This is a genomic window from Streptosporangium sp. NPDC023963 (assembly GCF_040639135.1).
Lineage (GTDB): Bacteria > Actinomycetota > Actinomycetes > Streptosporangiales > Streptosporangiaceae > Streptosporangium.
This window is the reverse complement of the sequence record NZ_JBEZZK010000007.1, coordinates 90,531-107,491: the sequence shown is the minus strand read 5'-3', so window position 1 is coordinate 107,491 and position 16,961 is coordinate 90,531. Positions and strand designations below refer to the sequence as shown.

The 16,961-nt window shown below is 72.0% G+C and carries 12 protein-coding genes; 11 read left to right on the top strand and 1 reads right to left on the bottom strand.

Annotated elements, in window-relative coordinates:
• Positions 1–16 precede the first annotated feature (16 nt).
• Positions 17–1,510 carry a sulfatase gene (locus AB0F88_RS22320; RefSeq protein ID WP_362687033.1) on the top strand — a complete coding sequence of 498 codons (1,494 nt, stop codon included), beginning with the start codon at positions 17–19 and terminating at the stop codon, positions 1,508–1,510.
• On the opposite strand, the gene AB0F88_RS22315 is transcribed toward AB0F88_RS22320, so the two are convergent.
• A complete protein-coding gene (locus tag AB0F88_RS22315) occupies positions 1,439–2,194 on the bottom strand; it encodes an FCD domain-containing protein (protein WP_362687030.1) in 756 nt (251 codons plus the stop codon). The genes AB0F88_RS22320 and AB0F88_RS22315 overlap by 72 nt on opposite strands.
• Before the next feature lie 70 nt (positions 2,195–2,264).
• On the opposite strand from AB0F88_RS22315, the gene AB0F88_RS22310 reads away from it, so the two are divergent.
• The 10 genes from AB0F88_RS22310 (at position 2,265) to AB0F88_RS22265 (ending at position 16,781) form a co-directional block, all read left to right on the top strand.
• The gene (locus tag AB0F88_RS22310) at positions 2,265–3,071 is read left to right on the top strand and encodes a (Fe-S)-binding protein (protein ID WP_362687027.1); all 807 of its coding nucleotides are present in this window, start codon (positions 2,265–2,267) and stop codon (positions 3,069–3,071) included.
• Between the two features lie 106 nt (positions 3,072–3,177).
• Positions 3,178–4,584 (top strand): lactate utilization protein B, encoded by a 1,407-nt coding sequence (locus AB0F88_RS22305; protein ID WP_362687024.1) that lies wholly within the window; start codon positions 3,178–3,180, stop codon positions 4,582–4,584.
• Positions 4,581–5,279 (top strand): LUD domain-containing protein, encoded by a 699-nt coding sequence (locus AB0F88_RS22300; RefSeq protein ID WP_362687021.1) that lies wholly within the window; start codon positions 4,581–4,583, stop codon positions 5,277–5,279. Before AB0F88_RS22305 ends, AB0F88_RS22300 begins: the two co-directional genes overlap by 4 nt.
• A gap of 81 nt (positions 5,280–5,360) precedes the next feature.
• A complete protein-coding gene (locus AB0F88_RS22295) occupies positions 5,361–5,903 on the top strand; it encodes a GNAT family protein (protein ID WP_362687018.1) in 543 nt (180 codons plus the stop codon).
• A gap of 685 nt (positions 5,904–6,588) precedes the next feature.
• The gene (gene iscB / locus AB0F88_RS22290) at positions 6,589–7,944 is read left to right on the top strand and encodes an RNA-guided endonuclease IscB (RefSeq protein WP_362687015.1); all 1,356 of its coding nucleotides are present in this window, start codon (positions 6,589–6,591) and stop codon (positions 7,942–7,944) included.
• Positions 7,944–8,771, top strand: a complete 828-nt coding sequence (locus AB0F88_RS22285; protein ID WP_362687012.1) for a sirohydrochlorin chelatase — start codon at positions 7,944–7,946, stop codon at positions 8,769–8,771. Before iscB ends, AB0F88_RS22285 begins: the two co-directional genes overlap by 1 nt.
• Before the next feature lie 95 nt (positions 8,772–8,866).
• Complete coding sequence (cobT, locus tag AB0F88_RS22280) at positions 8,867–9,970, top strand: nicotinate-nucleotide--dimethylbenzimidazole phosphoribosyltransferase (RefSeq protein WP_362687009.1); 1,104 nt, start codon at positions 8,867–8,869, stop codon at positions 9,968–9,970.
• A 153-nt stretch (positions 9,971–10,123) separates the two neighbouring features.
• The gene (gene cobA, locus AB0F88_RS22275; RefSeq protein WP_362687006.1) at positions 10,124–11,356 is read left to right on the top strand and encodes a uroporphyrinogen-III C-methyltransferase; all 1,233 of its coding nucleotides are present in this window, start codon (positions 10,124–10,126) and stop codon (positions 11,354–11,356) included.
• A 959-nt stretch (positions 11,357–12,315) separates the two neighbouring features.
• Positions 12,316–15,144, top strand: coding sequence for a GTPase (locus AB0F88_RS22270; RefSeq protein ID WP_362687003.1), 2,829 nt, complete (start codon positions 12,316–12,318; stop codon positions 15,142–15,144).
• Positions 15,141–16,781, top strand: coding sequence for a GTP-binding protein (locus AB0F88_RS22265; protein WP_362687000.1), 1,641 nt, complete (start codon positions 15,141–15,143; stop codon positions 16,779–16,781). Before AB0F88_RS22270 ends, AB0F88_RS22265 begins: the two co-directional genes overlap by 4 nt.
• Positions 16,782–16,961: the final 180 nt, after the last annotated feature.

Genomic DNA, 16,961 nt, shown 5'->3' with positions numbered 1-16,961 from the left:
CGGGAAGCGTGCACTTGTGCTCAATGCCGCTCGCAAACTCCTCTCCCTGATCTCGTTCCTCGCCCTCGCCGCGATGGGAACGATCCCGGCCGTGGCGCACGCGGCGGGACGGCCCAACGTCGTGCTGATCCTCGTCGACGACATGGATGCGGGTGATCTGCAGAAATTTCCCAATATCTGGAACCTGCTCGCCCGGGGTGGCACCAGCTTCGACAGGTTCTTCGTGCCCAACTCCTGGTGCTGCCCCTCGCGCGCGTCGATCATGCGGTGCCAGTACGTGCACAGCCACGGCGTGTACACCAACACCGCCCCCGAGGGGGGCTTCACCAAGTACTACACATCCGGTCTGGAACGTTCCAACATCGCGACGTGGATGAAGTCGGCCGGATACCGCACCGGACTGATGGGCAAATACCTCAACCACTATCCCGGCGGTACCACCTCCGCCACCCACGTGCCTCCCGGCTGGGACGAGTGGGACGTACCGGTGCGCAGGCTGTACGAGGAGTACGGCTACACGCTCAACGAGAACGGCATGCTGCGCGACTACGGCTTCGCGCCGCAGGACTATCTGACCGACGTGCTCAGCGCGAAGGCGGGGGCGTTCGTCTCCCAGCCCAGTCAGGATCCGTTCTTCCTCTACCTCGCCCCGGTCGCCCCGCACAACCCGGCCAACTACGCCCCCCGGCACCAGGCCGCCTTCGCCGGGGTGGTGGCTCCGCGCACCCCGTCCTTCAACCAGCCAGACGTCGGCGCCGAGCCGCTCTGGCTCAGGTCGCTCCCGCCGCTCGACGCCTCGAAGATCCGCAGGATCGACCGGCACTACCGGGACCGGCTCCGGGCGATGCTCGGCGTGGACGACATGGTGGGCGCCCTCGTCGAATCTCTCAGGGCCTCCGGCAAGCTGGATGAAACGTATATCTTTTTCGCCTCCGATAACGGGTTCCACCTGGGCCAGCACCGGCTTCCCCAGGGCAAGACCACGCCCTTCGACGAGGCGATCAAGGTGCCGCTGCTGGTCAGGGGGCCCGGTGTGCAGGCGGGCCGCGTCGTCGGGGACATGGCCGCGAGCATCGACCTGGCCCCGACGTTCGCCCAGCTCGCCGGGGCCACGCTCCCCGACTTCGCCGAGGGCCGCTCCCTGCTGCCGCTGCTGCGGGGCGAGAGGCCTCCCTCGTGGCGCCAGAACGTGCTGCTGGAGTTCTACCGCCCGACCAGCCCGAGTTCGGCCCGGCAGACCCCGGTTCCGGCGTACCAGGGGATGCGGACCGCCCAGCACACCTTCGTCCGCTACTCCACCGGCGAGTACCAGATCTACGACCTCGTCAGGGATCCCTACCAGCTCCGCAACCTCGCCGCCGAGACGCCGCTCCCCGTGATCGCCGAGTTCAACCGGCAGCTCGACGCACTGGTCTCCTGCTCGGGCGCCACCTGCCGCTCAGCCGACTCGGTCACTCCGCCCCTGCTGCCTTTCAAACCCCTCGTCATCCTCAGCCCCTGGGGGACGTGAGATGCCGGGATAGGCCCGCCGCAGGTGGTCCTCGACGGCGGCCGAGGCCTCCGCCGCGTCCCCGGTGGCGATGGCCCGGTGGATCCGGCGATGGTCGGCCATGAGCCCGGCCGTGCCGCCGAGTCGCTCGACCGCCTCGACCGCGTAGCGGCGGAGCGAGTCGCGCAGGGAGAGCATCATGGCGGTGGTCAGCCTGTTGCCCGACGCCTCGGCGATGGCCACGTGGAAGGCCGTGTCGTGTTCGACGAACTCCTCGGCCGTCGTCGTGGCGTCCATGCGCTCCAGTGCGGCGGTGAGGGCCGACAGGTCGGCCCCGTGGGCGGCGGCGTGCGCGGCCGACCACTTCTCGATCATCAGCCGGGCGTCGACGACCTCCTCCAGTGACAGGTTCGACAGCCCGAGGTGGAGCCTCAGCAGGTCGCTCAGTGCCTCGGCGGGCCTGGAGATGAGGAAGGCGCCCGCGTCCGGACCCCGTCCGACCTGCGACGACACCACCCCCAGGGTCTCCAGCACCCGCATCGCCTCGCGTACCGACGACCGGCTCACCCGCAGCTGCTCGGCGAGCTGCCGCTCGCCGGGCAGGCGGTCTCCGACCCTGAGCCCGTCACCCGCGATGCGCCGCTCGATCTGGGCGATCACGTCCTCGAACGCCCGGGTGCGCCGGACCGGCTGCCAACCGCTCAAGAGGACCTCCTCTTGTGGGGAAATATGGTCAGACCATACTGTGGTCAGACCATTGAAAGGAAGGAGTGCCGTGCGCGTCGCCCTCTTCATCACCTGCGTGAACGACACACTGTTTCCCGGCACCGGGCGGGCGGTCGTCACGCTGCTGCGCCGCCTCGGATGTGACGTCGAGTTCCCGCGGGCGCAGACCTGCTGCGGCCAGATGCACGTCAACACGGGATACCCCGAGGAGGGCAGGCGGCTCGCGCGGCACTTCGTGGACGTCTTCGCCGGGTACGACGCGGTCGTCGCGCCGTCGGGATCGTGCGCCGCGATGGTCCGCGAGCAGTACCCGCGGCTCGCCCGCACCCCCGCCGCCCCCGCCATGGCCGGGTTCGGCACCCCCGGGGGCCTGATCACCGGGACCGCCGCGGCCGGAGACGCGTCCGGTTCCTTCGCCGCCGAGGTGGCCGAGATGGCGCCCAAGGTCCACGACCTGTCCGAGTTCCTCGTCGACGTCCTCGGTGTCACCGACGTCGGCGCCTACTTCCCGCACCGGGTGACCTACCACCCGACCTGCCACTCGATGCGCGTCCTCCGGGTGGGAGACCGGCCCACCCGGCTGCTGGAGCAGGTCAGGGGGCTGGAGCTGGTCCCGCTCCCCGGAGCCGACGAGTGCTGCGGCTTCGGCGGCACCTTCGCCGTGAAGAACCCGGCGATCTCCGCGGCCATGTGCGCCGACAAGGTGCACAACGTCGCGACCACCGGTGCCGAGGTGCTGTGCGCCGCCGACAACTCCTGCCTGATGCACATCGGCGGCACCCTGAAGCGCCAGCGCACCGGCGTGCGGATCATGCATCTCGCCGAGATCCTCGCCGCCACGGAGGCCACCCGATGAGCGTCCCGGTCGTTGAGCAGAGGGTCGGCGAACAGAGGGTCGGCGAACAGAGGGTCGGCGAGCAGAGGGTCGGCGAGCAGAGGGTCGACGAGAGGACGGCCCGCCGATGAGCGGCACGTTCCTGGGCATGCCCGCCTTCCCGGCGAACGCCGCGGCCGCCGTGCAGGACTCGCAGCTCAGATACAACCTCCGCAAGGCCACCCACACGATCCGCGGCAAGCGGGCCTCCGTGGTCGGCGAGCTGCCCGACTGGGCCGAGCTCCGCCGGGCGGGCAAGGAGATCAAGGACCACACCCTGCGCAACCTGGAGCGCTACCTCCTCCGGATGGAGGAGGCCGTCACCGCGGCGGGCGGCCACGTCCACTGGGCGGCCGACGCCGAGGAGGCCAACAGGATCGTCGCCGGCCTGGTCAAGGCCACCGGCGAGACCAGCGTGGTCAAGGTCAAGTCGATGGCCACCCAGGAGATCGGCCTCAACGAGGCCCTCCTGGAGGAGGGCATAACCGCGTACGAGACCGACCTGGCCGAGCTGATCGTCCAGCTCGGGGACGACTGGCCCTCGCACATCCTGGTCCCGGCGATCCACCGCAACCGTTCGGAGATCCGCGAGATCTTCCAGGACAAGATGGCCGAGTGGGGCCGCGCGGCGCCCGAGGACCTGACCGACGAGCCCCGGGCCCTCGCCGAGGCCGCCAGGCTCCACCTGCGCGAGCGCTTCCTGTCGACCAAGGTCGCGATCTCCGGCGCCAACTTCATGATCGCCGAGACCGGCACGCTGGTGGTGCTGGAGTCCGAGGGCAACGGTCGGATGTGCCTCACCCTGCCCGAGACGCTGATCAGCGTGGTCGGCATCGAGAAGCTGCTGCCGAGCTGGCGGGACCTGGAGGTCTTCCTCCAGTTGCTGCCCAGGAGCTCCACCGGTGAGCGGATGAACCCCTACACCTCCACCTGGACGGGCGCGGTCGAGGGCCAGGAGTTCCACCTGGTGCTGCTCGACAACGGCCGCACGAACGTGCTGGCCGACGAGGTCGGCCGCCAGGCGCTGCGCTGCATCCGCTGCTCCGCCTGCCTCAACGTCTGCCCGGTCTACGAGCGCGCAGGAGGCCACGCGTACGGCTCGGTCTACCCGGGCCCGATCGGCGCCATCCTCACCCCGCAGTTGCGCGGGACCGCCTCGGAGCTGGACGCGTCGCTGCCGTACGCCTCGACCCTCTGCGGCGCCTGCTTCGACGCCTGCCCGGTCGCGATCGACATCCCCGAGGTCCTGGTCCACCTGCGCGGCAAGGTCCGCCACGCGCGTGCCGAGCGCATGGGCATGCGCGCCGCCGGGTGGGTGTTCGACCGCCCCGCGCGGCTGGCGCGCGCCCAGCGGCTCGGCGGCCGCCTGCGCAGGTTCGTTCCCGGACGCCTGCCGGGACCGCTGTCGGCCTGGACCGATACTCGCGACATTCCCGACATCCCCGCCGAGTCCTTCCGTGACTGGTGGAACCGTACCGACGGAGGTGCCCGATGACCGCCGGAGCGGCCACCCCGGCGTCCGGACCCGGACGCCCGTCCGGTGCGGGCGGCGCCTCCGCCGATACGGGCGGCGTCTCCGGCACGGGCGGCAAAGAGCGGATCCTGTCGAGGATCCGCTCCGCCGTGGCCGGAGCCCCCGACGTCGAGATCACCCGGGCCTACCGCACGTCGCCGCCGGCCGGTCCGGAGGGCGTGGTGGAGTTGTTCGCCGAGCGGGTGGCCGACTACCGGGCCGTCGTGCACGTGGTCGAGGCGGCCGAGGTGCCCGCGACGGTCGCGGCGGCGCTGGCCCGCCGGGGCGCCACCCGGCTGGTCGTCCCGGACGGCCTGCCGCCTGAGTGGGTTCCGGGCGACCCGGTCACCGACGATCCCCCGTTGAGCGCGGCCGAACTGGACGGGGTGGACGGGGTCGTCACCGGGTGCGCGGTCGCCATCGCGGAGACCGGCACCATCGTGCTGGACGCCGGGCCCGGGCAGGGGCGGCGGGCGCTGACCCTGGTCCCGGACTACCACCTGTGCGTCGTACGGGCCGGGCAGATCGTGGCCGGCGTCCCGGAGGCCGTCGGCAGGCTCGACCCCTCCAGGCCGCTGACCTGGATCAGCGGCCCCTCCGCGACCAGCGACATCGAGCTGAACCGGGTGGAGGGCGTGCACGGTCCGCGCACGCTGGAGGTCGTCATCGTCCGCTGAGCTCAGGCGTCGCTTGCGCGGGCGGGGCCGCTGGGATGAGGTTGGGGCCACACATCCCCCGGCCCCCGGCAAGGAGGGCGCGTGACCGCCTTCACCCCCGATCCGCCGATCCTGACCGGCCGGCTCGTGATCCGGCCTTTCCGGCCCGCCGACGCCGCCCGCGTCCGCTCGGTGATCAAGGCGCGTGCCAGGTTCCTGCCGCCCGGCGCGCCCGGTCATCCGTCGGGTGTCTCCCAGTGGCTCTCCTACGGCGTGCACGAGCTGCGCCGTTCCGGCCAGGGCGTGCACCTGGCCATGGAGGCCGAGGAACTGGTCGTGGGGGCGATCAGCCTCTTCAGGACCCTCTGGGGCGCCGGGACCACCGAGGTCGGATACGGGGTGCACCCGCTGCACAGGGGCCGGGGCTACGCCACCGAGGCCCTGCTCGGCGTGGCGCGCTGGGTGTTCGAGACGACCGAGATGCGCAGGATCGAGCTCCGCGCCGACCTGACCAACACGGCCTCCCTCCGGGTCGCGGAGAAGGCCGGTTTCGTCAGGGAGGGCGTGCTGCGCGCCGCCGAACTGGGGGAGGACGGACCGCGCGACATCGTGGTGTTCGGAATGCTCAGAACCGACCTGTCCTGATCCCCGCCGGATTCTCGTGTCGCGGGCGGCGCGATGGAAGACCTGCCCGGTCGGGAGGGGTGAACGGGCCGGGCGACGCGTGGCGTGAAACACCGGCGTGGCCGTGCTGGACGTCTCCCGCGAGCCTGGCTACCGTGCCATGGCGTGTGATCCAGACGGCCCGGCCGGTGGGGGAGCATCGCCCGCCGCCGCCGGTCCCACCTTCGCGGCCCGTCACATCCGCGCCAGAAAAGACAGAATTTACCGATCCGTTACCTGTCCATGAGGTGCCGTCATCGGATATTGTCGCGAGTCGCCACTGCGTAACCCCAGGTCAAGGTCATTGGAGTCCTGTTTCCGTCAACGACCCCCTCCCGAAGGAGAGGGCTTGAGGCGTAGCGATGCGCTTTGAAGTCCCGCGTTGACCAGCCCGAGTCGATCACCGAGGAGGTGTATTCGATTGACTACGTTTCATGTAGGCCAGCAGACCCACCAGCGGGTGCTTCCTCAGCCCGCTGCTCTGGAATCCGCGTCAGCAGACACGCCCGAGGGTGGGCACGAAACGGGACGCGGACACCGCCTCGCGGCGGTAGCCGGCATGGAACATGGGCGAGGGGAGATCGGATCAGACGGCATCTGTCTGCTCCGGCGTCACCCCGACGGCGCCACGGCGCCCGAGGGAGCCAACCGTGAGGTTCACCCGGTCGTGTTCGTTCTGGACACACACGGCCAACCGCTGGATCCGTGCCATCCGGCCCGCGCCCGCCGCCTGCTGGCCTCCGGCCGGGCCGTGGTCCACCGGCATACCCCGTTCGTCATCCGACTGCGTGGGCGTGCCGTCGCCGACTCCACGATCCAGGGCGTCGAGGTCGGCATCGACCCCGGCTCCAAGCACACCGGCATCGCCGTGTTCACCGAACGCGACGGGATTCGTACCGGCACCTACAGCATCCAGCTCGATCACCGGGGCGGCCGGATCCGCGACAGGCTCCGCGCGCGGGCCGCGCTGCGCCGGGGGCGCCGTTCCCGCAACCTGCGCTACCGCTCGCCCCGTTTCTCCAACCGCACCAGGCCGAAGGGCCGGCTCGCGCCGTCCCTGCGACATCGCGTGGACACGACGATGTCCTGGGTGGGACGACTGACCCGTTGGGCTCCTGTTCGGGCCGTCCACGTCGAGCGCGTCGCGTTCGACACGCACGCCATGTCGGCGGGCACACCCCTCGAAGGAGTGGAGTATCAGCGGGGAACCCTCGCCGGATACGAAGTCCGCGAGTATCTGCTGGCCAAGTGGGGGCGCACGTGCGCGTACTGCGGCAAGCAGGACGCGCCGCTCAACATCGACCACATCCACCCACGCTCCCGGGGCGGCTCCGACCGCATCGACAACCTCACTCTGGCGTGCGTCCCCTGCAACCAAGCCAAGAACGCCATCCCGATCCTGGAGTTCCTCAAGGCCAAGCCCGCGCTCCTGGCGAAGATTCTCGGGAGGACGAAGGCGCCGTTGCGCGACGCGGCGGCCGTCAACGCGACCAGGTGGGCGTTGTGGCGGGCGCTGAGCGCCACGACTCTGCCCGTGACCACCAGTTCGGGCGGTCGAACGAAGTGGAACCGCACCCGCACCGGCGCCCCGAAGTCGCACACCTTGGACGCGCTGCATGTCGGCGCGATGGAAGCCGTTACCGGCTGGCCGTCCAGGGTGCTCGTGGTCAAGGCGACCGGGCGTGGCACCTACTGCCGGACCCGTACCGACAAGTACGGGTTTCCCCGGCTGCGGCTTCCCCGGATCAAGACCGTACGCGGTTTCCAGACCGGTGACCTGGTCCGGGCGAACGTCCCGGCCGGTAAGAAGGCCGGGGTCCACACCGGCCGGGTCGCGGTCCGCTCCACCGGCACGTTCAACATCACCACCCGGCACGGCACCGTGCAGGGCATCGGCCACCGCCATGTTCATCTGCTTCAAAGAGCGGACGGCTACGGCTACACCCTCCGTTCAGAGGCGTGGCCTCGTGCCGCGTTTCCTCCCCCGCCTGAAGGCGTGGGTATCCACGCTGGAGAAATTTGATGAAACCGCCGCTGCTGCTCATCGGGCAGGGCTCGCACGACGACAACGGATCTGCTGAATTCGGTAGGTTCATCCATCGACTCCGCTGCCGCCTGGACCAGACGGCCGCGGACGTCTCCGGCGGCTACATCGCCAGGGCCAGGCCGCGTCTCAGCGACTCCGTCGCCTCCCTGGTCGCGCGCGGGCACCACCGGATGGTGGCCCAGCCGATGAGCCTCACCGGCGACGTGTGGCTCGGCGCGGACATCCCCGCCGCGATGGCTCGCGAGCAGGAGAGGCACCCCATGCTGACCTGCGACTACGGCCGCCCCCTGGGCTCCGACCCCCGCATCCTCGCGCTGCTCGCCGAGCGTCTGGCCGACGCGGCCGCCGAGGTCGCCAGCCTCCGGCTGGTCCCGGCCGCCGCCGGGGCGTTCGACGAGGAGCCCGAGCACATCGAGATCGGCGAGACCGCCGTGGTCCTGGTCGGCGACGGCTCCACCAGTCCCGAGACGAACGCCGACGTGCACCGGGTCTCGCGCCTGTTCTGGGAGACCCACGCCCACGAGTACATGACCGTGGAGACGGCCTTCGTCTCCCTCACCCCGCCCGGCGTCCCCGGCGGCATCGAGCGCTGCCGCCGCCTCGGCGCCAAGCGCGTGATCGTCGTTCCCTACCTGCTGTTCGCCGGTGGCCTGCTCGACCGCGTCTGGGCGCAGGCCATGGCCTACGCCGCCGGCCACTCGAACCTGGACGTCCGCTGCGCCGACGTCATCGGCGACTGCGAGGGCCTGGCCGACGTGGTCATCGAGCGCTACGAGGAGGCGCTCAGCGGTATCGCCTGGTGATCCCCTGTGGGACGGGCCCTCGGTGACCGTGTGCAGCCCGTGTACGGCCTTTCGGCGCTTTTCCGAAAAGCCGCTTCTCAAGGGAGACTGATCACATGACCATCCTTGAGGAGACCATCGCGGCGATCCGTCCCGCGGATCCGGCGGCCGTCGCCGAGGCCCGCGCCCACCAGGACCGCCTGACCAAGCCCCGTGGCGCGCTGGGCGCCCTGGAGGACGTGGCGGTACGGCTGGCCGGAGCCGCGGCGGTCAGCCCGCCCCCGCTCCCGGTTCCCGCGGCTCTGGCGATCTTCGCCGCGGACCACGGAGTCCACGCCAGGGGCGTGACCCCGTGGCCACGGGAGGTCACCCTGCAGATGGTCGGCAACTTCCTCGCGGGCGGTGCCGTGGCCAACGCCTTCGCCGCCCAGGTCGGCGCCTCGGTGACGGTCGTCGACGTCGGCGTGGCCGCCGACCTCGACCCCGCGCCCGGCCTGACGATCAGCAAGGTCGCGTACGGCACGGCCGACCTGTCCCGGGGACCGGCGATGACCACCGAGCAGGCGGTCGCGGCCCTGGAGGCCGGGATCGCCGTGGCCCGCGACCTTGTCGAGAGGGGCGCCCGCTGCCTGGTCACCGGGGACATGGGCATCGCCAACACCACCGCCTCGGCCGCGCTGATCTGCGCGTTCACCGGGCATGACGCGGCCGTCGTGACCGGCAGGGGCACCGGTGTCGACGACGAGACCCTGGCGCGCAAGGTCGAGGTGGTCCGCGAGGCCCTCCGGGTGAACGGCCTGGAGCCCGAGTGGAACGGCGCCTCCGGGACTCTTGCCCCGGTCTCCGGGGTGCCCGCCCTGGAGATGCTGGCCGCGGTCGGCGGCCTGGAGCACGCGGCGATCGCCGGGTTCGTCCTCGCCGGCGCCGCTCTTCGCGTACCGGTCATCCTGGACGGTGTCATCGCGGGGGCGGCGGCGCTGGCGGCGGCGGCGCTGGCCCCCGGCGTCGTCGACCACTGCGTCGCGGGACACCGCTCGGTCGAGCCCGGCCACGCGGTCGCCCTGGACCACCTCGGGCTGCGCCCCCTGGTCGAGCTGGAACTCCGGCTCGGCGAGGGTACCGGCGGCCTGCTCGCCCACCCTCTCGTCTGCGCGGCGGTCAGGGTGATGCACGAGGTCGCGACCTTCGATTCCGCCGGTGTGACGGACAAGGAAGCCTGATCTGCGGAAGTCTTGAGCCGGCAGGTTGACAGCGGTCAGCTCTTTCTTGACAGCTGTTAACACGGGAGCAGCGAAGAGGGCGCTGTTAGCCGGTAGGTTTACCTCCTAGCACGCCATGCTTCACAATTCCTCGCGAACGGGAGATCTGTCGCCATGTCGCCCTACCTGCTTGGCTTGCGCCTCTCCGGGCGGCGAGTGCTCGTCGTGGGCGGAGGACGTGTCGCCCAGCGGCGGGTGCCGGCGCTGCTCGACGCGGGCGCCCTGGTCACCATCGTCTCGACGAGTGTCACGCACGCCCTCGACGACCTCATCGCGACAGGCCGGGTGACCTGGGAGGCCAGGCGCTACCAGGTCGGCGACGTCGACGGTGCCTGGCTGGTCCAGGCCTGCACGAACGACCGCGCGGTGAACGCCGCGGTGGCCGCGGAGGCCGAGGCCAAGCGGATCTGGTGCGTGCGCGCCGACGACAAGGACGCCTCGGCGGCCTGGACCCCGGCCAGCGGCAAGGTGGACGAGATCAGCGTGGCGATCACCGCGGGAGGCGATCCCCGCCGCGCCGCCGGGATCAGGGACGCCGTCGTCGGAGCCCTCAGGGACGGTACGGTCGGCGCCAGGCGCAACCGCACCAAGCCGGTGGGTGTCGCCCTGGTCGGCGGCGGGCCCGGCGACCCCGGCCTGATCACGGTCCGCGGGCGGCAGCTGCTGGCCCAGGCCGACGTGGTCGTCGCCGACCGCCTCGCCCCGCAGGCCCTGCTCGACGAGCTCTCCCCGGACGTCGAGCTGATCGACGCCGCGAAGATCCCCTATGGCCGTTACATGGCCCAGGAGAGGATCAACGAGCTGCTGATCGAGCACGCCAGGCAGGGCAAGTTCGTGGTCCGGCTCAAGGGGGGCGACCCGTTCGTCTTCGGCCGCGGCGGCGAGGAGATGCTCGCCTGCGCCCGCGAGGGCATCCCGGTCCTCGTGGTTCCCGGCATCACCAGCCCGGTCGCGGTGCCCGCCGCCGCCAACGTGCCCGTGACACATCGCGGGGTGAGCCAGGAATTCCACGTGATCTCCGTACATGTTCCGCCGGGCGACGAGAGATCCACCGTCGACTGGCCCAATTTGGCCAGATCCGGCGGCACTCTGGTGCTTATGATGGCGGTCGAACGGATCGGAGTGATCGCCGAAACGCTGATCCATGACGGACGTTCGCCGGAAACTCCCGTAATGGTGGTACAGGACGGTACTCTTCCGACCCAACGCGCTCTTTACGCCACGCTATCCACCGTGGCGGAGCGCGTGAGCGCGGCTGGGATTCGGCCACCTGCGATCGTGATCGTCGGCGATGTCGTGAAGGTCGGCCAGGAGGTCGAGATGGTTCGAGCGGAGCGAGTACCGTGAAATCGGCGTCCAACAGGCCCCCCCACTCGGGTGGTGGCCGTGACCCTCGCCTTGCCGGCACCCCCCAGGAGCCACCCGACGACACCTCGTCGGATGACAAGGAATCCCCCGGCGAGCAGACGGTGACCTTCGGCGCCATCCGCGCCGACGACGACGCGGCCTCCATCCGCGCGCGCGGACAGTCCCCCGGGAGCCGGCCCGGGACGGCCGCTCCCGGAGCGGCCGGCGGTCCCGCCGCGCCCCGGGGCCGGGTGGCGGGGCCCGCGGCCCCGGGCGGCGTGACCGGTCCCGCCATGCCCTCGGGCAGGACGGCGGGCCCCGCCGGGCCAGGCCGGCCGGGTGGTTCCGCCGGTTCCGCGCCCCAGGCCGGGGCGAGCGACCCTGCCTCCCCGCCCGCCTCCGAGGAGGCGATGGCCGCCTTCCGCGCCGCCGCCGCCGCTGCCCAGGCCAAGATCGAAGCCATCACCACCTCCCGTGAGGCGGCCCCCGACCCTGCTTCCCCGCGCGCCCAGGGCGGTCGTCCGGCGGCCCCCTCACGGGGCGGCCCCGCCGCGGCGCCACCCGGTAGGGGTACACCCGCCCCGTCCGGCGCGGCCCCCGGTCAGGGCACTCCCGTCTCCCCGGGTGCCCGCGGGGGTGCGCCCGCCTCGCCGAGCGCCTCGCGCGAGGGTGCCCCCGTCCCGCCGAACGCCTCCCGTGGAGGTGTGCCCGGCGCGGCCCCCGGTTCCGGCGCCCCCGCCTCTCACGGTGTCCCGGCCTCGCCGGGTGCTCCTCGAGGAGGTGCCCCCACGGCTCCTCCGGGCGTTTCCCGAGGGCAGGGTGCTCCTCCGGGCGCCTCTCGCGAGGACGGCGCCCCCGGCGCCCCCGGCGCGCTTTTCCGCCCGGGTGCCCCTGTCCCGCCGAGCGTTCCCCGCACCGGTGGCCCCGCCATGCCCTCCTCCGGTGCTCCCGGTGCTCCTGTGAGACCTTCCGCCGGTACTCCTAGTGCTCCCAGTGCTCCCGGCGCTCCCGCCTCCCCGGCCGCCCCCGGTGCGGCCTTCCGCCCGGGGGCTCCTGTCTCTCCGGACGCCCCCCGAGGGGGCGACACCTCCGAGGCCGCGCCCGGTGCCCTTTTCCGCCCGGGTGCCCCTGTCCCGCCGAGTGCCCCTCGCACCGGTGGCCCCGCCTTCCCCCCGCCGGGCCCCGCCTCCGGAGAAGGCGCCGACGCCTCCCGTACGGCCGGCGAGGGTTTCTCCCCCCGGTTCGAGAGCGGCGTCCCCGGCGGCGAGGACGAGCGGTCCCACGCCGAAGGCACCCCGCCCCTTCGCGCGAGCAGGATCGGGGAGGAGCGGGATGAGGCCGCCGTCCTCAGCACGACCCCGCAGGAGCGACGCGACGAGTCCGAGGACGGCGCGGAGAGTGGCCGCGGCGCGCCGGGCACCGGCCAGGTCGAGGACGAGGCCGGGCAGCGGCCCCTGACCGCCGGAGAGGGCGGCAGGACCGGCGACGCCTCGCGGGCCGACGAGGCTCCCCGGGCCGGTGCCGAGGGCGCCGACGGCGCCGACGGCGCCCGGAGCGACAGCCGTGGCGTTCTCGCGTCCCAGGGCGAGGACGGGCCCGCTGAGACCGATGACGGCGGCGGGACCCGCCGCGACGCCGAGAACGCCGAGGCCGAGGCCGGTGACGCGGAGATCGGTGACGCGGCCCCGCAGGCCGGTGACGACGCCTCGCGGACCGGCGGCGAGGCCGGGCACGACGCCGGCCCCGCCGGTATCGACGACGAGGCCGAGAGCGGCGGTGAGGTCCACCGCGATGCCGGTCCCGTCGGCGCCACCGGCCGCCGGGCCACGAGCGAGGCCGATCCCACCGATCCCACCGAGCCCGCAGCGCCCGAGCCCGCAGCGCCCGCCGGCTCCTCCGAGAGCGCTGATGAGACGCGGCACGAGCGCGGGATCGAGATCGACGAAGCGGCCGGTGACGAGGTCCGGGACGAGACCGGAACCGCCGCCGGCGGCACGGAGGCCGGGAACGAGAGGATCCGAGGCGAGGACGACGAGACCCGGGACGAGGGCGACGAGACCCCGGACGGGAAGGACGCGGGGGCGCCGGACGGCCGGACGCGGGAGACCCCCCTTCCCGAGGCCGTCTCCGAGGCGCTGAGCAGCGCGCTCACTGCCGTACGCACCGGTGTCACCGACCTCAGCTTCGGCCTGGACCTCCCCGGCGCGGACGAGGCCAGGCGGGTCCGGAGCGAGATCCTGGCCCAGCTCGACGACTACGTGATCCCTCGCGTCCACACGAGCACCGCGCCCGCGCTCGTCGTGGTCGCGGGCTCCACCGGCGCGGGCAAGTCCACGCTCCTCAACACCCTGGCCAACGCCAAGGTCAGCGCGACCGGCGTGCGCCGCCCGACGACCGGAACGCCCGTTCTGGCCTGCCACCCCGACGACCACGAGTGGTTCGCCGAGGGTGACCTGCTCGGCAGCCTCCGGCGGCTCGGCGAGCCCGATCCCGAGGGCGCCTCCGGAGGCCTCGTGCTCGTCTCCACCGAGCGCCTCCCTCCCGGCGTGGCACTGCTCGACACCCCGGACATCGACTCGGTCGTCGAGGAGCACCACGAGATCGCCCACCGCATGCTCGACGCGGCCGATCTGTGGATCTTCGTCACCACCGCCGCCCGGTACGCCGACGCTCCGGCCTGGCGACTGCTCCGCCTGGCCAAGGAGCGCGGAGCCCGGCTGGCCATCGTGCTCTCCCGGGTTCCGCCCAGGTCCCAAGAAGTGATCAGCAAGCACTTCGTCAGGATGCTCACCGAGTACGGTCTCGGCGAGGTCGACCGGTTCGTCATCAACGAGAGCAAGGTCACCGACGGGATGCTCCCCGATCACGAGGTGAGCGAGCTGCGTCTCTGGCTGACCGAGTTGTCGGTCGACGACCGGCGCCGCGCGCAGGCCGTACAGGCGACCCTGGACGGGGTGCTGAACAGTTTCCGCACCCGTGTCCCCGCGCTGGCCAAGCAACTGGAGATCCAGGTCGCCTTCCGCAGGGACCTCCGCGGTGACGTGGACGGCGCCTACGCCCGCGCGCTGGCCGAGATCGACAAGAGCACCGGCGACGGTTCGCTGCTCCGGGGCGAGGTGCTCGCCCGCTGGCAGGACTTCGCCGGGTCCGGCGACCTCATGCGTACCCTCCACCTGCGCAGGCCGAGCCGCTTCGGCGGCAAGGCGAGCCAGCAGGCGCCCGAGCGGCTCAGCGGCCTGAAGTCCGCGCTGCGGGCGGGGCTGGAGTCGGTGGTCGTCTCGGCGGCGCACCGGGCCGCGGAGGAGACCTCCTCGCGCTGGCTGAACCGTCCGGGCGCGCAGGAGGCCCTGGCGTCGGTACCCGGTCTCGGCCGCGCGTCCGACGAGCTCCTGCGCAGGACCGGCCGGACCATCGCGGCCTGGCAGGAGCACATCATCGAGCTGATACGCACCGAGGGGGTGACCAAGCGGTCGGTGGCCAGGGTGATCTCGTTCGACGTCGAGTCCCTGTCGCTGATCCTGACCATCGGACTGCTCGGCTACGGCTCCTCGGACGCGCAGAACGGCACCGGGGCGCTGCCGCAGCGGCTGGTGCACGCGCTGCTCGGCGCGGAGTCGCTGCGCAACATCGGCGTGAAGGCCCGGAGCGATCTCCGAGCCCGGATCGGCATGCTCTTCGACGACGAGATGGCGCGTTACACCCAGGCTCTCGACGGTGCGGGCATACCTGACGAATCCGCCGCCACCCGCCTTTACCAGGCAACGTACAACCTTGAGGTCGCCCGATGAGTGTTGGCACCACCCAGTCACGCCAGGGTCTCGGCGGCCGGCTCGCCGCGCTGGCTCGGATCGTGGAGCTGGGGCCGGGCAAGGTCGAGCCCAAGCTCCTCGCCGACTCGGGTCAGCTGCTGCTGCGCGCCGGTGACAGGCTCAAGCTCTCCTCCGACCACACCGTGGTCGCGCTCGCGGGGGGTACGGGCAGCGGCAAGTCGACGTTGTTCAACTCGATCTCCGGCCTGGAGCTGTCGCCGACAGGGGTACGCCGCCCGACCACGGCCCGTACGCACGCCTGCGTCTGGGGTCTTGACGGCGCCGGCCCGCTGCTCGACTGGTTGCAGATCCAGTGGCGGCACCGCTTCGCGCGGGCCAGCGCCCTGGACCGGGGTGAGAGCCAGCTCCACGGGCTGATCCTGCTCGACCTGCCCGACCACGACTCCATCCGGGCGCTGACCGACACCGAGGCCGACCGGCTGATCCAGGTCGCCGACCTCGTCGTGTGGGTGCTCGATCCGCAGAAGTACGCCGACGCCTCCACGCATCGGCGCTACGTGACCGATCTGGCCGGGCACGAGGCGGTGACGATCTTCGTGCTCAACCAGGCCGACCGGCTCGACCGGGAGGAACTGGCCGAGTGCGTCGCGGACCTGGACGGCCTGCTCCGCCGCGAGGGGGTCGAGGACCCCGTGATCGTCACCACCTCGGCGATCACGGGCCGGGGCGTCGACAACCTCAAGGGCGTTCTCGCCGAGACCGTTTCCAAGCGCAGGGCCGCGACCCAGCGGCTGGAGGCCGATCTCGGCCGGCTGACGCTCCGCCTCGCGAAGGTGATGCCCGCCGACGGCGCGTCCGCTCCGCCCTCCTCCATCGACGACGCCCGCAGGATCGGTCTCACCGACGCCCTCTGCGACGCGGTCGGTGTCCCCGCGATCGGCGAGGCGATGGAGAACGTGTACGCCGCGCGGTCCGGCGAGTGGGTCGGCTGGCCCTACACCCGCTGGGCCGCCAAGCTCCGTCCCGACCCGCTGAACAGCCTGCGTCTGGGCGATCTGCGAGACGAGATCCACGGCCTGACCGGCGGCTCGGTCAGCGCGCAGCCCGCCGAGGTGGAGACCGCCGTACAGGCGCTCACCGACGGCCTGAGCTCGGGCATGCACGAGGCGTGGCAGAACGGGATCAGGGACGCCGCGCGTTCCCGCTCCTCGCAGCTGCCGGAGGTGCTCTCCGAGGAGCTGTCGGAGGTCGCGCCGCGGCTGGACAGGGTTCCGGGCTGGTGGCGGTTGCTCTTGGCCTGGCAGTACCTCCTGGTCCTGCTCTTCGTCGCGGGCCTCGCCTGGGTCGGTATGGCTCTCACCTACGGCGTGTTCGGCGCGGGAAGCCCGCCGGAGGGGCTGGAGGTGTTCGGCGACGCCGCCTCGCTGCCGTGGGTCGGATTGATGATCTTCTCTGTCCTGGGGCTCGGCCTGCTCACCGCGATGGCCAGCCGCAACTTCGTCGTGCTCGGCGCGGGCAACGAGCGTGACGCGCTGGAGCGCGAGATGCGCCGCAGGGTCGCCGGGGTCGCCGAGAGCATGGTGATCGAGCCGGTGGAGCGGGAGCTGACCCGCTATAACGAGTTCTATTCAGCCATGCGAGGCCTGCGGGGTTGATCCGCCCTCTTCTCCTCGCGCGAAGGTGAGTTCCGCGCAGAGGTGAGCCCTGCTCGAGGGTGGGTCTCGCACAAGGGCGGGTCTCACTCAGGGGTGGCTGAGGCCGGGTTGTCCACAGCTTTCGCACGAGTCCCGGGCCTGTCCACAGAGCGTGATTCGGTAATCCGCGCGGGGGATGGG

Bases quoted from the DNA above. Each gene is read 5' to 3' on its own strand.
- AB0F88_RS22305 (WP_362687024.1), top strand. From the start codon at position 3,178: ATGAGCGGCACGTTCCTGGGCATGCCCGCCTTCCCGGCGAACGCCGCG.
- AB0F88_RS22300 (WP_362687021.1), top strand. From the start codon at position 4,581: ATGACCGCCGGAGCGGCCACCCCGGCGTCCGGACCCGGACGCCCGTCC.
- AB0F88_RS22285 (WP_362687012.1), top strand. From the start codon at position 7,944: ATGAAACCGCCGCTGCTGCTCATCGGGCAGGGCTCGCACGACGACAAC.
- cobT (WP_362687009.1), top strand. From the start codon at position 8,867: ATGACCATCCTTGAGGAGACCATCGCGGCGATCCGTCCCGCGGATCCG.
- cobA (WP_362687006.1), top strand. From the start codon at position 10,124: ATGTCGCCCTACCTGCTTGGCTTGCGCCTCTCCGGGCGGCGAGTGCTC.
- AB0F88_RS22265 (WP_362687000.1), top strand. From the start codon at position 15,141: ATGAGTGTTGGCACCACCCAGTCACGCCAGGGTCTCGGCGGCCGGCTC.